At 55.4% G+C, this 17,732-nt stretch carries 16 protein-coding genes; all 16 read right to left on the minus strand.

Annotated elements, in window-relative coordinates; all coding sequences use genetic code 11:
• Nucleotide 1: 1 nt before the first annotated feature.
• Complete coding sequence (wcaJ, locus tag ACOTY5_RS09605) at nt 2-1,396, minus strand: undecaprenyl-phosphate glucose phosphotransferase (RefSeq protein ID WP_006811236.1); 1,395 nt, start codon at nt 1,394-1,396, stop codon at nt 2-4.
• A gap of 95 nt (nt 1,397-1,491) precedes the next feature.
• On the minus strand, nt 1,492-2,862 hold the full coding sequence (gene cpsG / locus ACOTY5_RS09610) for a colanic acid biosynthesis phosphomannomutase CpsG (protein WP_039270428.1): 1,371 nt from the start codon (nt 2,860-2,862) through the stop codon (nt 1,492-1,494).
• A 109-nt stretch (nt 2,863-2,971) separates the two neighbouring features.
• A complete protein-coding gene (gene cpsB / locus ACOTY5_RS09615; RefSeq protein ID WP_017693088.1) occupies nt 2,972-4,408 on the minus strand; it encodes a mannose-1-phosphate guanyltransferase in 1,437 nt (478 codons plus the stop codon).
• A gap of 3 nt (nt 4,409-4,411) precedes the next feature.
• Nucleotides 4,412-5,635, minus strand: a complete 1,224-nt coding sequence (wcaI, locus tag ACOTY5_RS09620) for a colanic acid biosynthesis fucosyltransferase WcaI (protein ID WP_022651482.1) — start codon at nt 5,633-5,635, stop codon at nt 4,412-4,414.
• Nucleotides 5,632-6,111: a GDP-mannose mannosyl hydrolase gene (locus ACOTY5_RS09625; protein ID WP_065186924.1), complete on the minus strand. Its 480-nt coding sequence runs from the start codon at nt 6,109-6,111 to the stop codon at nt 5,632-5,634. Before ACOTY5_RS09625 ends, wcaI begins: the two co-directional genes overlap by 4 nt.
• Nucleotides 6,112-6,113: 2 nt before the next feature.
• Entirely contained in the window at nt 6,114-7,079 is a 966-nt protein-coding gene (gene fcl / locus ACOTY5_RS09630) for a GDP-L-fucose synthase (RefSeq protein WP_023303988.1), read from the minus strand.
• 2 nt (nt 7,080-7,081) lie between these two features.
• Nucleotides 7,082-8,203, minus strand: coding sequence for a GDP-mannose 4,6-dehydratase (gmd, locus tag ACOTY5_RS09635; RefSeq protein ID WP_003863514.1), 1,122 nt, complete (start codon nt 8,201-8,203; stop codon nt 7,082-7,084).
• Between the two features lie 21 nt (nt 8,204-8,224).
• A complete protein-coding gene (gene wcaF / locus ACOTY5_RS09640) occupies nt 8,225-8,779 on the minus strand; it encodes a colanic acid biosynthesis acetyltransferase WcaF (RefSeq protein ID WP_015572376.1) in 555 nt (184 codons plus the stop codon).
• A gap of 16 nt (nt 8,780-8,795) precedes the next feature.
• Nucleotides 8,796-9,542: a colanic acid biosynthesis glycosyltransferase WcaE gene (wcaE, locus tag ACOTY5_RS09645; RefSeq protein WP_003863510.1), complete on the minus strand. Its 747-nt coding sequence runs from the start codon at nt 9,540-9,542 to the stop codon at nt 8,796-8,798.
• 16 nt (nt 9,543-9,558) lie between these two features.
• Nucleotides 9,559-10,779, minus strand: a complete 1,221-nt coding sequence (gene wcaD / locus ACOTY5_RS09650; RefSeq protein ID WP_015572375.1) for a colanic acid polymerase WcaD — start codon at nt 10,777-10,779, stop codon at nt 9,559-9,561.
• Nucleotides 10,754-11,971, minus strand: a complete 1,218-nt coding sequence (gene wcaC / locus ACOTY5_RS09655) for a colanic acid biosynthesis glycosyltransferase WcaC (RefSeq protein ID WP_032669515.1) — start codon at nt 11,969-11,971, stop codon at nt 10,754-10,756. Before wcaC ends, wcaD begins: the two co-directional genes overlap by 26 nt.
• Nucleotides 11,968-12,459: a colanic acid biosynthesis acetyltransferase WcaB gene (gene wcaB / locus ACOTY5_RS09660; RefSeq protein ID WP_003863505.1), complete on the minus strand. Its 492-nt coding sequence runs from the start codon at nt 12,457-12,459 to the stop codon at nt 11,968-11,970. The genes wcaC and wcaB overlap by 4 nt, the downstream gene beginning before the upstream one ends.
• Complete coding sequence (gene wcaA / locus ACOTY5_RS09665; RefSeq protein WP_017383272.1) at nt 12,459-13,301, minus strand: colanic acid biosynthesis glycosyltransferase WcaA; 843 nt, start codon at nt 13,299-13,301, stop codon at nt 12,459-12,461. Before wcaA ends, wcaB begins: the two co-directional genes overlap by 1 nt.
• A 110-nt stretch (nt 13,302-13,411) precedes the next feature.
• Nucleotides 13,412-15,574, minus strand: a complete 2,163-nt coding sequence (wzc, locus tag ACOTY5_RS09670) for a tyrosine-protein kinase Wzc (protein ID WP_015572374.1) — start codon at nt 15,572-15,574, stop codon at nt 13,412-13,414.
• 2 nt (nt 15,575-15,576) lie between these two features.
• A complete protein-coding gene (gene wzb, locus ACOTY5_RS09675) occupies nt 15,577-16,020 on the minus strand; it encodes a low molecular weight protein-tyrosine-phosphatase Wzb (protein WP_003862078.1) in 444 nt (147 codons plus the stop codon).
• Nucleotides 16,021-16,026: 6 nt separating this feature from the next.
• A complete protein-coding gene (locus tag ACOTY5_RS09680; RefSeq protein ID WP_003862079.1) occupies nt 16,027-17,163 on the minus strand; it encodes a polysaccharide export protein in 1,137 nt (378 codons plus the stop codon).
• Between the last annotated feature and the right edge of the window lie 569 nt (nt 17,164-17,732).

Genomic DNA, 17,732 nt, shown 5'->3' on the forward strand with positions numbered 1-17,732 from the left:
CTTAGTACGCCGCTTTGTTCACGAAGCCTTTGAAAATGGTCAGAAAAACAATCTTGATATCGAACCAGAGGCTCCACTCGCGGATGTATTCCAGATCGAACTCGATACGTTTTTCCATTTTTTCCAGCGTGTCGGTCTCGCCGCGCCAGCCGTTGATCTGCGCCCAGCCGGTGATGCCTGGCTTCACCTTATGGCGCAGCATGTAGCCTTCAATCAGGGTGCGGTACTGCTCGTTATGGGCCACGGCGTGAGGACGAGGCCCGACGATGGACATCCCGCCGGTGAACACGTTGATGAACTGCGGCAGCTCATCGAGCGAGGTACGGCGCAGGAAGTTGCCCACGCGGGTGACGCGCGGATCGTTCTGCGTCGCCTGGGTCACCACCTTGTCGTTCTCCATCACCTTCATAGAGCGGAATTTCCACACCATGATCGGCTTACCGTCCATGCCGTAGCGGGTCTGACGGAAGATGATCGGCCCCGGCGAGCTGAGCTTCACCGCCAGCGCAATGCAGCACAGCACCGGGGAGATGAGCAGCAGGATCAGGGACGAAAGCACGATATCTTCCACGCGCTTCAGCACGCGGTTAATCCCCGACAGCGGCGTGTCGTACAGTGGAACAACCGGTACCCCGTTCACCTCTTCAATACGGGAGTGGAGAATATTGAAGGTGAAGACATCCGGGATGAGGATCACCGAGCAGGTGGTATCCGCCAGCTCGCGCATCAGTTTCTTGATGCGGGATTCATCTTTCATCTGCATGGCGATGTAGACGTTATGAATTTTGCCGGCTTTCGCATCGTCAATAAGCTGTTCGTAGTTACCTGCCCAGTCGGACGGCACGCCGCCGGGCTTCGCGTCGTGATAAATCCCGACCACTTCAAAACCTAACCACGGCTCTTTGCGGAAGCTGTCGAGCAACACCTGTCCCACCGGCAGGTCGCCCGCCACGGCAACGAAGCGACGGTTATACCCGCGGTTGCGCAGCCAGCCCGCGCCAAAGCGGATCAGCGAGCGGCAGACCACCATGCCAATGCTGGTTAACAGATACCAGCAGAGATAGGTCACAAGACGGTTATCAAAATCATGGCTGAACGCCACCAGCCCTGCGCTGAAAACCAGGCTTAAGGTCCAGTTCTGGAGCAGCAGCATCAGTTCGGTGGTCATTTTGACGCCGCGCCATGAACGATAGAAATCGGTCATGCCGCCGATCATCTGAAACACCACCAGCGCAATCAACGCCATCAGCAAGTGCATGTATAAGAACGACTGCCCGCTGACCCAACACACCGCCCACAGTCCGCCGACCATGATGGTGATATCAGAAAAACGCTGCACCATAGAGATTAACGATGCATTCGTTCTCGCTCGTTCGCGCTTTTTTAGATTTGTCATCGTTGTTCCTTTAGTTCTAAACCTTACCCCTCGCCCCTCACCCCGGCCCTCTCCCCTTTGGGGAGAGGGTTAGGGTGAGGGGTAAGGTTTTCTTTTTACTGATTCAACAGCGCCAGAATGTCCTTCGTTCGGGCTTCCATCAGCGCGGTATCGGCGCGGGACTCCACGTTCAGGCGCACCACCGGCTCGGTATTGGAGGAGCGCAGGTTGAAGCGCCACTGCGGGAACGCCATGCTGATACCGTCGGTACGGTCAATCTCCAGCGCATGAATGGCAAAGTGGTGCTCTACGCGGGCAATGGCCTCAGCGGGCTGCGCCAGTTTGCTGTTGATCTCCCCGCTCGCCGGGAACGCCGCCATGCGGTCACGCACCAGTTCACCCAGGCTCTTCCCTTTCAGGCACAGCAGCTCGGTCACCAGCAGCCACGGGATCATCCCGCTGTCGCAGTAGGCAAAATCACGAAAATAGTGGTGGGCGCTCATCTCGCCGCCGTAGATGGCGTCTTCCTCACGCATACGCTCTTTGATAAACGCGTGGCCGGTTTTGGACATCACCGGCTCGCCGCCCGCGGCCTTCACCACGTCGACGGTGTTCCAGGAAAGACGCGGATCGTGAATGATCTTCGCCCCCGGGTTTTTCTCGAGGAACGCTTCCGCCAGCAGGCCAACGATGTAGTAGCCTTCGATAAACTGCCCTTTCTCGTCGAACAGGAAGCAGCGGTCGAAATCGCCGTCAAAGGCGATACCCATATCGGCGCCGTGCTCGATCACCGCGTTGCGGGTGTCGTCGCGGCACTCCGGCAGCAGCGGGTTAGGAATACCGTTCGGGAAGTTGCCGTCTGGCGTGTTGTGCACTTTGACGAAGGTCACCGGCACGTTCAGCGCCTTAAAGCGGGCTTCAAGTGCATCGACAACCGGGCCTGCCGCGCCGTTGCCGGAGTTAATCACCAGCTTCAGCGGTTTGAGGTTCGCCACGTTGATGTAGCCCAGCAGGTGGTCGATGTACTCTTTTTGCAGGTTAATCTGCTTATAGCTGCCGCGTCTGGCTTCATTTACCGGCGGGAAGTCGTTGGCCTCGGCCAGACGCTGCACGTCACGCAGGCCGGTGTCGCCGCTGATAGGACGCGCGCCCTTGCGCACCAGCTTCATGCCGTTGTAGTCCATCGGGTTATGGCTGGCCGTCACTTCGATACCGCCGTCCACGCCCAGGTGGAAGGTGGCAAAATAGATCTCTTCGGTACCGGAAAGGCCAATGTCCAGCACATCGACGCCCGCGTCCTGTAGCCCTTTCGCCAGCGCCAGCTTCAGGGATTTGCTGGTCAGACGCACGTCGCCGCCCAGCACGATAGTTTGTGGTTTCAGGTATTCGCCGTACGCGCGGCCGATGCGCCACGCAATGTCTTCGTTCAGCTCTTCGCCCAGCTTGCCGCGAATATCGTAGGCTTTAAAACAGGTTAATTTTTCCATGATGACCCCTTTTTCAGGCAACAGTTGGCCCTGACCATGTAATGGCCAAATTTATTTTTGTCATTCGTAGGCCCGGAAAGCGCAGCGCCACCGGGCATGATGCGGAGTGCTACACGCGCCCGTAGCGATCCTGGAAGCGGATGATGTCGTCCTCTTCCAGATAGGAGCCGGAACGCACCTCAATTAAGTCGAGCGGAATTTTCCCCGGGTTCTCCAGACAGTGCGTCGCCCCCAGCGGAATATAAATGGACTCGTTTTCACCGAGCAGCTTCACTTCACCGTCGATGGTCACTTTGGCGGTCCCCGCCACCACCACCCAGTGTTCGGCGCGGTGATGGTGCATCTGCACCGACAGCCCTTCTCCCGGCTTCACGGTGATGCGTTTCACCTGGTAACGCTCGCCGGCGTCGATGGAGTCATATTTGCCCCACGGGCGGTAGACTTCGCGGTGAATATGGTGTTCGTGGCGGCCATCGGCCTTGATCTGCTCCACCACTTTTTTAACGTCCTGCACGGCATTACGGTCGGCAATCAGCACCGCGTCTTTGGTCTGCACGACCACCAGATCCTTCACCCCTACCGTGGTGACGAGGCCAGATTCGGCGTAGACGTAGCTGTTTTCCGTTTTGTGGCTGATCACATCCCCGTGATGGACGTTACCCTCCGGGGTATGCGCGCTGATCTCCCACAGTGACGACCAGGAGCCGACGTCGCTCCAGCCCGCATCCATCGGTACCACTACCGCATCTGCCGTACGTTCCATTACCGCATAGTCAATGGACTCTTCCGGACAGGCGAGGAAGGCTTCTTCGTCCACACGGATAAAATCGAGATCCGGATCCACCACCGCCATCGCTTTTTCGCAGGCGCGCAAGATATCCGGGCGATATTTTTCCAGCTCTTCCAGGTAGCGACCGGCGCGGAACAGGAACATACCGCTGTTCCAGTAGTATTCCCCGCTGGCCACGTACGCCTGCGCGGTTTCCAGATTCGGTTTTTCGACAAACTGCGCCACGTCAAAGGCCACGCTGTCGCCTTCACCAGGCGTAACGCTGCCGCGGCGAATGTAGCCATAGCCGGTTTCCGGGAGATCCGGCACGATGCCGAAGGTCACCAGCTTGCCGTTCTCAGCGTAAGGAATCGCGGCGCGTACCGCATCGCGGAAGGCCTCTTCCTGCTGGATGACGTGGTCAGCCGCCAGCACCAGCATCAGCGGGTCGCAGTCCGGGCTGCTGCGTTTTGCCGCCAGCGCCGCAAGGGCAATGGCAGGCGCCGTGTTGCGTCCGGCAGGTTCCAGAATGATATTTTCGGTCAGTTTGTTCAGCTGGCGCAGCTGCTCGGCAACGATAAAGCGGTGCTGTTCGTTACAGATCACCACCGGGCTTTCACACTCCACGCCGTGCAGACGGTTAACCGTCGTTTGCAGCATGGTGAGGTCGCCTTTCAGGCACAGAAATTGTTTTGGATAAAGCACGCGGGACAGTGGCCACAACCGGCTCCCGGATCCACCCGCCATTACGACCGGATACAAAGTGGTTTGACTCATGATTTATCCCCGTATATCTGCAATAAATTGGCTCAGCACGTTCTCTTTCTCGAGCGTGCGTTCGGCATATTCACGTGCCACCGTGTTCTCTTTTGGCATGGCGAGTGCCTGCTCAATTCCGGTCACCAGCGCAGGAACCGATTCCGGCTCCACGCAAACGGCAATGCCCGGGTAGCTGTTGCACAGCTGGCCTAATTCTGTTGCGGCTTCTGCCGTAATCACCGCGTTTCCGCCCACTGCCAGAATGTTGGTCAGCTTGGACGGCAGCACCGCATCCGCCGCGCCGCGTTTTTGCACCACCAGATGGCAATCCGCCATTTTCAGCAGCGCGGGCAGCGCGTCATAAGACTGAAGCGGGAAGAAGCGGATGTTGGTCAGTCCGCGCTCGCTGGCCATTTTTTCCAGCCGCGCTTTACCGCCGCCCTGCCCGACTATCACGAACATCCACGGGTGTTCGCTCAGCTGAAGCGCGGCGTCAATCACGCTCTCCAGCCCCTGTTTTTCGCCGATGTTGCCTGAGTAAAGAATGATTTTTTGCTCAGCAGGCAACCCGAGCTGCGCGCGTAACGCCTGCGCATCCTGGTCTGTCACATCGCGGAAGCGCGCCACTTCGGACCAGTTCGGAAAGAAGATCACTTTTTCCGCCGGGACGCCCTTCTCCTGCGCCTTGTTCATCATCGAGCGCGAAATGGTCGAGACGTAATCCACGTTGTGCAGGCCGCTGCGCTCAAAGGCGCTGGCGAGCTTCGCCACCTTGCCGCCCTTGCCTTTCCCGGCCATCCCCAGCCCGAGCATGGCGTCCACTTCATAATCCTGAATGTGCAGCAGGGTGCGCGCGCCGGAGAGTTTGCCCAGCAGGCGCATGCCTGGCGTACAGAACAGCGTCGGCACCACGCCGATGATGCGATCCGGCTTCCAGCGACGCTGCGCCATCAGCGGGAAGAAACTGCTCAAGGCAAAGCTGCCCAGATGAATTAAACGTTTCAGCGTCGAGGGCTGTTTCGGCACGTAGAGCGGGCAGCGCCAGACGGTCGCGGCGCCCTCTTCGCGGCGGTAGCGCCAGCTGGAATAGCGTTCGCCTACCTTCCACTCCGGGTAATACGGCGGGGCAGTAATCACCCGCACGTCATGTCCCTGGCTCGCCATCCACTCGACCATCTCGCCGGTGTATTTCCCGATACCGGTAAGCTCCGGCGAGTAGTTAATTCCGTAGACGAGGATTTTCATAGACCTGGCACCTCGGCCTGACGTTCCGCAAGGAAGTACGCCCGACTGTTGTCATGGACGTTGTCGCTTGCCAGCAGCGCCTCTGGCGTTAACCAGCGGTAATCGTCATGCTGAGAATCAGGCAGACGCAGGTCTGCCTCACTCACCTTCAGGCGGAACCCCAGCACGATGTAGTGCGTGGTGAACCCGGTGCCTGAAAAGTTATCGTCATAGAAGTGCTGCCAGACCCCGTAAAACTGGCCCGCTGCCATCGGCAGTTGCAGGCCCAGTTCCGCCAGAGTGAGACGCTCAAACGCATCGGTAAGCGTCTCATCCTTCTGCACGCGCCCGCCGGGCACGAACCAGAAGCCCTGTGCAGGACGATTGGTTCGTTTCCCCAGCAAGAACTCGCCGCGTTCGTTCTCCACGATCAAATCGATTGAGATCAGCGGAGTGGAACGCACTACCGTGGCAAAATCTTCCTGACTTAAAAACATCATTACCCCCGGAAGCGGTGCTGGTTTTCCAGGAACCACTGGTAGGTGCTGGCCAGCCCCTGCTCCAGTGAGACCTCGTGATACCAGCCCAGCTGATGCAGACGGGTCACGTCCAGCAGCTTGCGCGGCGTGCCGTCCGGTTTGGTGGCGTCAAACACCACGCGTCCTTTGTAGCCCACCACCTGCGCGATGGTCTGCGCCAGCTCGCGAATGGTGCAGTCCACGCCGGTCCCGACGTTAATGTGCGACAGCATCGGCTCGGTGTTTTCCTGCCACACCTCGCGATCCAGCTCCATGACGTGAATGCTGGCCGCCGCCATGTCGTCCACGTGCAGGAACTCACGCATTGGCGTACCGCTGCCCCACACCACCACGTCCGGGGCGTTTTCGGCAGTCGCCTCGTGGAAACGACGCAGCAGCGCCGGGATCACGTGCGAATTGCTCGGGTGGAAGTTGTCGTGCGGTCCGTACAGGTTGGTCGGCATCACCGAGCGATAGTCGCGGTTATACTGACGGTTGTAGGATTCACACAGCTTGATCCCAGCAATTTTGGCAATCGCATACGGCTCGTTAGTGGCTTCAAGCGTGCCCTGCAACAGTTCGCTCTCGGCGATCGGCTGCTTCGCCATTTTCGGGTAGATACAGGATGAGCCGAGGAACAGCAGCTTATTCACGTTGTACAGATGCGCCGCGTGAATGATGTTGCTCTCAATCATCATGTTCTCGTAGATGAAATCCGCCGGGTAGGTGTTGTTAGCGACAATGCCGCCCACCTTCGCCGCCGCCAGATACACCTGGTCGATACGTTCGCTGGCGAAGAAGTCCTGCACCGCTTTGCTGTCAAGCAGGTTCAGCTCGTCGCGGGTGCGGACAATCACCTCAACGTCGCCGCGCTGTTCCAGCTGGCGAACAATCGCGGAACCCACCATTCCGCGATGACCGGCGACAAAAATACGTTGTTTTGTCATTCTCAGGACTCCAGCGCGATGGCAACCTCGTAGCCATGAGACTTGAGCAGGGAGTGTTTTTTCGCTGCTTCAAGATCTTTGGCCACCATCTCGGATACCATTTCTTGCAGGGTGGTTTCTGGTTTCCAGCCCAGTTTCTCGTGCGCTTTGGTTGGGTCGCCCAGCAGGGTTTCCACTTCAGCAGGACGGAAGTAACGCGGATCAACCTGGACAATCACGTCGCCTGGCTTCACGCCCGGTGCGTCGTGGCCGGTCACGGAAACAACGATACCCTTCTCTTCCACGCCGGTGCCTTCGAAGCGCAGCTTGATGCCCAGCTGTGCCGCAGCCATCTCAACGAACTGACGCACGGAGTACTGCACGCCGGTCGCGATCACGAAGTCTTCTGGCTGTTCCTGCTGCAACATCATCCACTGCATTTTCACGTAGTCTTTCGCATGGCCCCAGTCACGCAGGGAATCCATGTTGCCGAGGTGCAGGCAAGACTCCAGGCCCTGAGCGATGTTGGCGATCGCGCGGGTGATTTTGCGGGTCACGAAGGTTTCGCCGCGACGCGGAGATTCGTGGTTGAACAGAATGCCGTTACAGGCGTACATGCCGTAGGATTCACGGTAGTTCACGGTGATCCAGTAAGCGTACAGTTTCGCCACAGCGTACGGAGAACGTGGGTAGAACGGCGTGGTCTCTTTCTGCGGAATTTCCTGCACCAGACCGTACAGCTCAGAGGTAGATGCCTGGTAGAAGCGGGTTTTCTTCTCAAGACCAAGGAAGCGAATCGCTTCCAGCAGACGCAGCGTACCCATCGCATCCACGTCAGCGGTGTACTCCGGGGACTCGAAGGAAACCGCAACGTGGCTCATTGCCCCCAGGTTGTACACTTCATCCGGCTGTACTTCTTGCAGGATGCGGGTCAGGTTGGAGGTATCGGTCAGGTCGCCGTAATGCAGATGGAATTTCGGGTTTGCCGCATGCGGATCCTGGTAAATGTGATCGACACGCTCGGTGTTGAATGAAGAGGCACGACGCTTAATACCGTGAACTTCATACCCTTTTTCCAGCAGCAATTCTGCCAGGTAAGAACCATCTTGTCCGGTAACGCCGGTGATGAGAGCGACTTTAGACATGTTTATATTCCTCTGTACTTATCAAAGTTTTTCAGTTTCAACGCGTTCGCGTATCACCACTGCGGGGTTGCCACGGCAAATTTTATTTGCCGGAAGCGATTTAAAAACGCTGCTGCGGGCACCGACTACCGTGCCATCGCCAACAGAAACACCGGGTGCAACAAAGACGTCTGTTGCCAGCCAGCATTTTTCACCGATCACAACAGGCGAAGCGGTAATATCAAAATGCGGGCTCATAAAATCGTGGCTGCCGGTGCACAAATAACACTTCTGTGAAACCACCGAATTTGCGCCAATCGTAATCTCGCCAAGGGTATATAACACCGCGTCATCCCCAACCCAGGCGTAATCCCCAAGCGTTAATTTCCAGGGATAAGTAATTTTCACCGAAGGTCGAATGACTACGTTTTTTCCTATTTTTGCGCCAAACAGACGCAGTAAAAATGCGCGCCAGCGGTACAGTATTTGCGGCGACCAGGCAAATAACGTTGCCTGTACAGCCCACCACAGTTGAACTTTAATACCGCTCCCGCCCCGAAAACCTTTCGGCACGGAGAATCCATTTAATTCCTGCATTGCGTTTCCTTATATCTCAGGCTTTGTTATATAAGGCTTTCGCTTTACCCGTCGTTTTCAGACGTAAGAAATAAGATAATTCCGCCCAGAACCCCGGCACGCGTAATATTTTACGCTGCACGTTTTTGGCATCCTGGCACAGTTCCAGATTATTCGAGGTTGACACGCCACCCATTGAAAATTCAGATACCAGTCCTTTAATTCGACGGAACGGGTAGCCAGATTTGTACAGGCTGGCGGCCAGGGCATAATCTGATGACACTTTATAGCGCAAATCGTAAGGCTGTTTTTTCAGGCCGCTCATTGGGAAGAAAATAGCCTGATGGCTGGCCGGCAGGCTGTGGTAGATATACCAGCCTGGTTTCGCGCCGCGCAGCACTTTTTTCCCCTCGCCGAAATCAAGCAGCGCATCACCGATAAACATGGCATCTTCTTTCTGGCGCGCCAGCTGACGGGCAAACAGCGCCACATCTTCATGGAACACATCGCCGGAATTGAGGAAGATCGCGTAACGCCCCTGCGCCATGTTGATGCCTTTATTCATGGCATCGTAAATACCTTTATCTTTCTCGCTGATGTAACGTAAGTTGAACTCACCGTTGAGTTTTTCCAGGAACTCCGCCGTGCCGTCGTTCGAGCCGCCATCGACCACGATCCACTCAAAAGTGAGGCTCGGATCGCGCGCCAGGTTGCGCAGCGAGCGCCAGGTTTTTACCACCCCTTCGTAGTTACGAAAGGCGACAGTAATGACGCTAAGAAACATAAATCACCTCATTTCGTCATACGCTCGTAATATTCAGCGCTTTGCGCAAAATAAACGGACATACAATTAAGAATGCATATTCCGGGCTAAATATTGACCCGGTAAAAAACAACGACACCGGTGTGAACAGATAAAGTTGCACGCGAAAGTTCTGGTTATCACCAAACGCGTTAATCATCATTTTGAAAACTTTAAACAGATACCACAGTGTCAACAGTACGGCGAACCAGGAAAAATAGATAATTAACAGATACAGACCATTGTCTATGGTTTTACCGACATCCGCACCGTTAAAGATTCCGAATGATGCAACATATTCGTAAAGTGAGCCGAATCTTACTACGCCATCAATATGGGTTAAGGAATAACCCACCATCACCAGTGGACCAATGATGCGATAATAGGACGACGAGCCTTCCGTTCCCAAATCACCCAGACGTTCAGAAATGTACGGAAACGCAAATATTACGCCCACTAAAAATACCGTCAGAGAGATTATCGCCAGCGGCAGTTTTTTCTTAATCGCCTCTTTGTTCAGGTACTGGAACGCCCACTCCAGCAGGTAAAACAGAATAAACGTCATTACCCCGGAGAACGACCCTGACAGAACGATTCCTGCAAGAATCATAGCATCGGTCTTGGGGGTTTTGATACCGAACTGTTTGATGCTGAGCCAAATTGAGATTAATGCCAGAGCAAAAAACGCCGGTTCAAAATAGAGCGCGGTTGTACGCTTGCCACCAAACTTAATGAAGTTCAGTACATAGCTGTTACTGTATATAAGATATTTCGAAATTATTTCCATCAGGCTACTGCCGCCTGTGAGAATAATTTGCGCCATCTCCATTGCCGCAAGCACAACAATCAGCCCGACGACAATATAAAAGAACCTGAGGATTTTCCTATAATTGTGCGGAGAAATAGTTTTAAAGCGAATACTCCACACCATGCCAATAATGATAACGATATAAACAAACAGCATGGTGGAGGTGACATATTTGCTGGCGTCCAGCGACTGACCAAAGATGTAGTTAAACGCCGTCAGACCAAACCCGATGCCCAATGAAATCATCAGCTTTTTGAGGTTAAGCTTGTCAACGTAAAGCAACAGCAGAACCGGCAGGAAGGTGACGATAGTGATCGGGAAGCTTTCACCGAGCTGGGCAATCTTAACGTTGACCAGCAGGTAGATCAGCGGCAGCAGCAGATAACTACAGATTCTGATAGAACGAGACATACTCCTCCAGCATCTGTTGTCCACTGTACGCTTTGCGGCTACGGTTGCGGAACGATTCCAGGTCCGTGCCAAAAACAGCCTGCGCGATATCGGCCTTCGACAACTGCACCAGCGGCAGCACCTCATTTTCACTGAAGGTTTTACCGCCGGATTTCTCCAGCACTTCCCGCGCGGCGTCGCTGTGGGTGGCAATCACCGGTACGCCGATGGAGAGCGCTTCGCACAGGATCAGCGGGTAGTTGTCCACGCGGGAGCTGAACACCAACGCGTCCATACCGTTCAGCGCGCTCATCAGTTTGCGCTTGTCGGTTTCAAACCCGTGGTTCACCACGTTTGCGCCATCAAACGGCGAGAATTTGCCAAAGGTATGCAGCTCAATTTTGTCGCCGAGCGCCATCATGTCGCGCACCAGCTGCTGGTTGGTTTTGCCGTCGTAGCGCAGGTCATGGGCGACGACCGCAATTTTCGGCTTACCGGGGGTAACGGCTACGGGCATCAGTTCGGCCAGGATCGCTTCCGTTGCCACATCAATACCGTTGTTGATGATCTGGCAGCGCCCTGCTCCGTACAGGCTATTAAAAGCGTCCGCCACGTGCTGGCTTGGGGAGATAAAGGTGCAGCCGAGCGAGAGCATATCGCGGAACAGCTGACGCTTACCCTCAACCAGCTGATGCGCGCGATCGACCTTCACAGGCGGGTAGTTGCTGAGCGTAGGGCATTTCTGGCAGTTATCTTTCCAGCCTTCGCAGCCGTCGGTAAAGGCGCAACGTCCGGTCACGCTCCAGTGGTCGTGCAGCGTCCAGACAAATCGGGTATCCGGCTTGTGCGCCTTCACCTTGCCACAAAACGCCACCACCTCTTCCAGATTCAGCCAGTAGCTGTGCAGCACGTGGAAGTGCAGCACAACCGGGCCGCGAGTGCGGGTGACGGTGCGGTAGAGATTATTCAGGTTGCCGAACAGGTCGCGGTTAAACAGGCGGAACAGCGCAATATTGGCGATGGAGGTCAGACGTGGCGTCTGCTTCAGCACCTGCGGATAGTTATCATGGCTGACGCTTTTCTTGCCGCCTTTACCGTAACCGTAAACAAAGCGCGACTGGAGTCCTTTTTGCAGCGCGCGCTGGTGCAGATCCAGCGCTACGCCTGCCGCCCCGCCCTCTGCGAGGCGTACGTTAAATTGCAGAATGTTCATTTAATCACCTTCACGCGCGCTTTCTCGCCCACCACCAGCGCGTTGTCCGGAATGCTGTCCAGCACCACGCTGCCTGCGCCAATCGTCACGTTATTACCCACGGTAATGTCCCCGATCATCACCACGTTGGCGCCCAACTCGACGTTATTGCCAATCACCGGGCAAGCCAGGCTGTCTGGCCCGCGGTTGCCGATTGTCACCCCGTGGCGAATGGTGAAATCATCACCCGCGACGACGAACTTGTTGATGACCACCGCATAGCCGTGATGAATGGTAAAGCGGCGGCCAATGGTGGCAGCGGCCTGAATTTCATAGCCAAAAAAGCATTCGGTGATGATGCGGTACAGCACCAGCACCGGCGCGGCCCAGATATTGTTCAGCACATTTTTTTTGCGCCACACCGAGCAAAAGTGCGCAATACGGTAGGCCAGAACCATGCAGCACGGGCGCAGGCTCCAGCTGTTAGCGCGGCAATCTTCCAGAAACATTATTTCCCCCGAAGCCCGTCAGCCAGACGCTTGCCGTTACGTACCGACAGCAGCGTCAGCAGCGTGCGCCAGTTCATGCGCTTATTACGGATCTGATACAGGGTGAAGAGCTGATACTTCCGGCTGGCACGGTCAAACTTGTCCTTGTGCTTGCGGTAAAAATGGAAGTAGCCCGAGAATTTCTTCGGTGACGAGGTGATTTGCATCTCCCCGTGATTGATGTGCAGGATCTGCGTGGCCTCTTCCACCTTCCACGGCTCGCCGTACTCCACCACCATCCGCAGGAAGATGTCGTAATCCTGCGCGGCCTTCAGCTCGGTATCGAACAGGCACTCCTTAAAGCGCCATGCCCAGGTAAACACCTGATTGCCGATAATGTTGCGCTTGTAGAACAGGCGGCGGGAATACGGTGATTTCGGATACAGCGGCAGGCTGGCCGGCTGCGAATAGACCTCGCCCTGGCAGACATAGTCATTGGCATACAGAAACGCGTGGGTCACCAGCTGCGCTTTGTGCGACAGGAAGATCGACAGACGGTTTGGCGTCCATTCGTCATCGTCGTCGATACCGGTCAGATACTGCCCTTTCGCCTGCATAATCGCCTGGTTGCGCACCGCACACGCCCCGGAGTTGATGGCGTTGTGGGTGTACACCACGCGCGGGTCGTTCAGGTCTTCAACAAACTTTTGCAGTTGTTCGTAAGAGGAGGAACAGTCATCCACGATAATCAGTTCCCAGTTATCGTAATCCTGACGCAGGACCGATTTAATCGCGCGGATCGCCAGCTGCTGACGATTCCATGTCGGCATATAGATAGAAATCAAAGGGCGTTGTGTGGTCATGGTCTTCCCCTTATCCCTCACCCCGACCCTCTCCCGGAGGGAGAGGGAGAAAAGCTGCACCATGCAGTCCTCTCTCCCCCCTGGGGAGAGGGTTAGGATGAGGGGGATTATTATTTACTGTCAGACTTGTATTCGTACTCGTAGTAGCCGTAATCCTGATACCCGGTCGCGCGGCGGAAGATGGAGTTCAGAATGACCCCCTTCACCTCAATACCGTTCTGCTCAAAGCGGCTCAGGCTGGTTTCCACTTCCTTCAGGGTGTTCACCGCATAGCGTGCGACCATCAGCGTGGTGCCCGCATGACGCCCTACCACGGCAGCGTCGGTGACCGCCAGAATTGGTGGGGTATCGATCAGCACCAGGTCATAGTTTTTGCTCGCCCACTCAATCAGCTGCGTGAAGCGCTCGCTCATCAGCAGTTCAGACGGGTTCGGCGGCACCTGGCCACGCGGGATCAGGTCAAATTTCGGAATCGACGTCGGCTTGGCGCTCTCGCTGATTTCCCCTTTACCGAGCAGGATTTCCGACAGACCGTTAACGTTGTTGGTCCCCAGCAGCTCATGGGTGTAGCCCTTACGCATATCGCAGTCGATCAACAGCACGCGCTTGTTGGTCTGGCTCACCACCGCCGCCAGGTTGGCGCAGACGAAGGTTTTACCGATTGACGGGCTGACACCGGTCATCATCAGGACGTTGTTTTTGGCCTGCATCATGGCGAAGTGGAGGCTGGTACGCAGGCTGCGCACCGCTTCAATCGCCAGGTCAGTCGGGTTACCCACGGCCAGCAGCTGGCTCTGTTTGTAACGCTTGACGCCCTTAACGGTTTTGACGCTGTCACGGGACTTCTGCCACTCTGAAAGCGGGATGCTGGCGTACACGCTGATCCCGTTCTCTTCCAGCACCTGCGGGCTTTCGATACCGCGGTTGAACAGCGAGCGCAGCAGCACGCCGACAATGGAAAGCATCAGGCCGAGAATAATGCTGCCGAGGATAATCAGCGCTTTCTTCGGCTTCAGCACGCCCGGCTGGGTAATCGCCGGGTCAACGATACGCACGTCGCCGACGGTGCTGGCTTCGGTGATTTTCAGCTCCTGCTGTTTGTTCAGCAGCTGCATGTAAACCTGCTGGCCGGATTCCACATCACGCGTCAGGCGTACAATTTCCTGCTGCGTCTTCGGCATCGCGGTCACGCGGTCATTCAGCTTCGCCTTCTCTTCTTCCAGGGTACGACGTTTCTCCAGCAGCGTGCGGTACGCCGGGTGACGTTTGGTATAGAGCTTGGAAATCTCCGCCTCTTTGAAGGTCAGCTCGTTCAGCTGCGCATCAATATTCACCATGGAGTCGAGAACCGATTTCGCCTCCAGCGGCAGATCGACGGAATCCTTGTCCTGACGGTACGCGTTCAGCTTGTTCTCAGCGTCATCCAGACGGGCACGCACCTCCGGCAGCTGTTTACTGAGAAACGCCAGGCTTTTTGCGGCTTCCGCTGACTTGCGCTCAACGTTCTGCTCCAGATAGTTGCGGGTGATGCTATTGAGGATGTCGCGAATTTGATCCTTGTCTTCACCGGTGAAGGTCATGCTCAGGACGCCGGTGTCCTTGCCGTTTTCGGTGACGGTCAGGTTGTTTTGCAGGTTGTTGATCATCCCGAGCGTCGAGAATTTGGTGACCGTAAACTCCCCGCCCTCATGCGCCTGAATTGCGCTGACCTTGATGCTGACGCCCTCTTTGGTCAGCATCTGCCCCACCTCGCCGCGTGCGCTGAAGCCCGCGTCGCTGGTCAGCTGATACTGTTTTGGTCCCAGCACTGTCAGGGTAAAGGTTTGGTCCCCTGCCCCTTTTGGGATCACGAAGTCGGTCACTTTTACCGTATCGTTACTGCGCCCCATCAGGCGATCCCAGCCTGCGCCAAATACCGGGAAGGTGTTTTTGGTGACCGCGATATCCAGCCCCAGATCGTGAACCGTTTTGCCCAGTACCAGGCGCGACTGGATCAGCTGAATTTCGGCTTCCGATGCCGGCGGCTTGTTGGCCAGCGCCGAGCCGATATCCTGAACCAGCGAGTTTCCGGTATTTTGTTCGATCTGCACCAGCGCGTCGGCGCTGTAAATAGGCGTCGCGAACAGCGTATAAACGATCGCCGCCACGGCAAAGATGGCGGTAATACCCAGCACCCACCATTTCGCTTCAATAACGGTCCCGACCAGGCGACCGATATCGATTTCATCACTGCCCGACGTCGGGGCGGCAGAAGGTCTTGTTTTTTCTGTCATTGTTATCCCTGCTGAGCTTTCAGTGCCTGCGCCCACTGACGGGCAGACTGGTCTAGTAAGGTGTATACCGCCTCAAAGGCCTCGCGGCTCTTGCGATACGGATCGGGAATTTCGCGCTCACCATCCCAGTGACCAAACAGCATCACCTTGCCGCGCATCTCCGGTGCGATATCGCACAGCGCGTGAATGTGGCGTTTTTCCATCGCGAGGATCAGGTCATATTCCCGGCACATCCGGCCAGAGACCTGACGGGCAACGTGCCCGTCGAGTGAGAGGTTATGCTCAAGGGCAACGCTTGCGGCACGTTCGTCGGCACCTTTTCCGACCAGCGCGCCCAGCCCTGCGGAGTCGACCGTTAACGCAGGCTGGTAATTTTTCAACAGCCTTTCAGCCGTGGGGGAACGGCAAATGTTCCCCACGCACACCACCAGAATTTTGTTAAACATCGCGGCTTACCAGTTATGAACGTCGCTCGCCGTATCCGTCATGTAGCGAACGCCACTGATGGTAGGCAGCAACTGGTTGATCAGACGGTTCCAGCGGGCAACCGGCGCGGTGGTGACATAGACCACATCGTACGGCTGGAGACGGAACGACGTTGCCATGACCAGCGATGTCGCGTCGGACATATCCAGCTGGTAGATGTTGGCAATCTTGCCCTTCGCGTTTTCGCCTTTGATAGGACGGATCACGAAGATACCGCTGGCGTTGGAGGCGGTCAGATCGATGCCTTCCGCATTGCCCAGCGCTTCGGTCAGGGTCATACCGCTGAAGTCCATCTTGAGGGTGCTCTGTTTCTTCACTTCACCCATCACGAACACTTTCAGATCGTCGTTGCGCGGCACGTACAGAATATCGCCCGGATAAAGGAGGCGGTTCTGGGTCAGGTCACCGTTTTGCATCAGCGCCTGAAGCGAAATGCGCTGCTCTTTGCCGTTGTGGGTCAGCACCACGTTGCGCCAGTCAGCGCCGTCGGTTAAGCCGCCTGCGGCATTGATCGCATCGAGAACGGTGAGCGGGACGTTGGTGATCGCCTGCTGGCCGGATTTATTGACCTGGCCAGAGATATAGGCTTTCTGGGATCGGAACGCGGCGATATTAACGTCCACCTGCGGGTCAGCAATGTACTGCGCCAGGCGGCCGGTAATATCACTACGGATCTCAGCAAGCGTTTTGCCCGCGACGTGCACTTTGCCAATGTAGGGATAGAACATGGTGCCATCGGACTGTACCCAGTTACCGGTGTCGCTTGAGCTGCGGTACTGGCCCGCAGGCGTGGTCAGTTCAGGGTGATCCCAGACGGTCACGTTAATGACGTCACCCGGACCCACGCGATACTGGTAAGAGGCAATTTCCTGGTCCAGAGACATATTTGGCTGAGCAACATTTGGACGCGGGCGTAATTGTTCCACCAGACGTGGGGTTAATGGATACACATTCACCATTTTGTCGAGATCAAAATCAGCATCCTGCTGTTTAATCACATCCTTGCCCATTGTCGACATATTGCTGCCGGGAAAGACCGTGCAACCACTCATCAAGGTCACAGACACCAATAATGGCATCAATTTCATTTTGGATTTCATCATTGATTATTTATCACTTTGGCAGAGTAATTATCCTGTGCAATTAAAATAAGCGCGGGTCGTGGTGACAATCAGAATGCAGTTAATCATTTAGCAATATAACTGGCATCAGTCCTAAAAAAAGCTTATTCATCCATTGGCTATTGACAGAATAATTGAGGCTGATTCACACGCTTTCAGGCACGCTACCGCCCTTGGCTTTCAGTTACCAATCCACTGACTAAACAATGCGTTATGGTTAGACACCCTCTTGGATAAGGCCTTTTGCGAAATATATCAAACGCCTCACAGGGGCGATTGATAATGTATAACCTTCACCAAAGACCGAAACAAAAATAGCAACAAGGAGATTTAACATTTGATGCTGGAAGAATTGTTGCAGCTAACCTAATAGCAGGCAAGGAGACAACCGTCCTAATATTCGTTTTTAAGATTAATATTAAGAGCAAAGTTTTAAGGTTTTCGGATTTTCTTTATATTGACAAAATAGATCGCCGGACCATTTATTGCGATATATCCTAAATATCGTCTTATGTAATTAAATCTTCGCAATTAACTTATTTACACCGCCC

The sequence above is a fragment of the Enterobacter cloacae complex sp. SHL018 genome, assembly GCF_049237905.1.
Classification (GTDB): domain Bacteria; phylum Pseudomonadota; class Gammaproteobacteria; order Enterobacterales; family Enterobacteriaceae; genus Enterobacter; species Enterobacter hormaechei_C.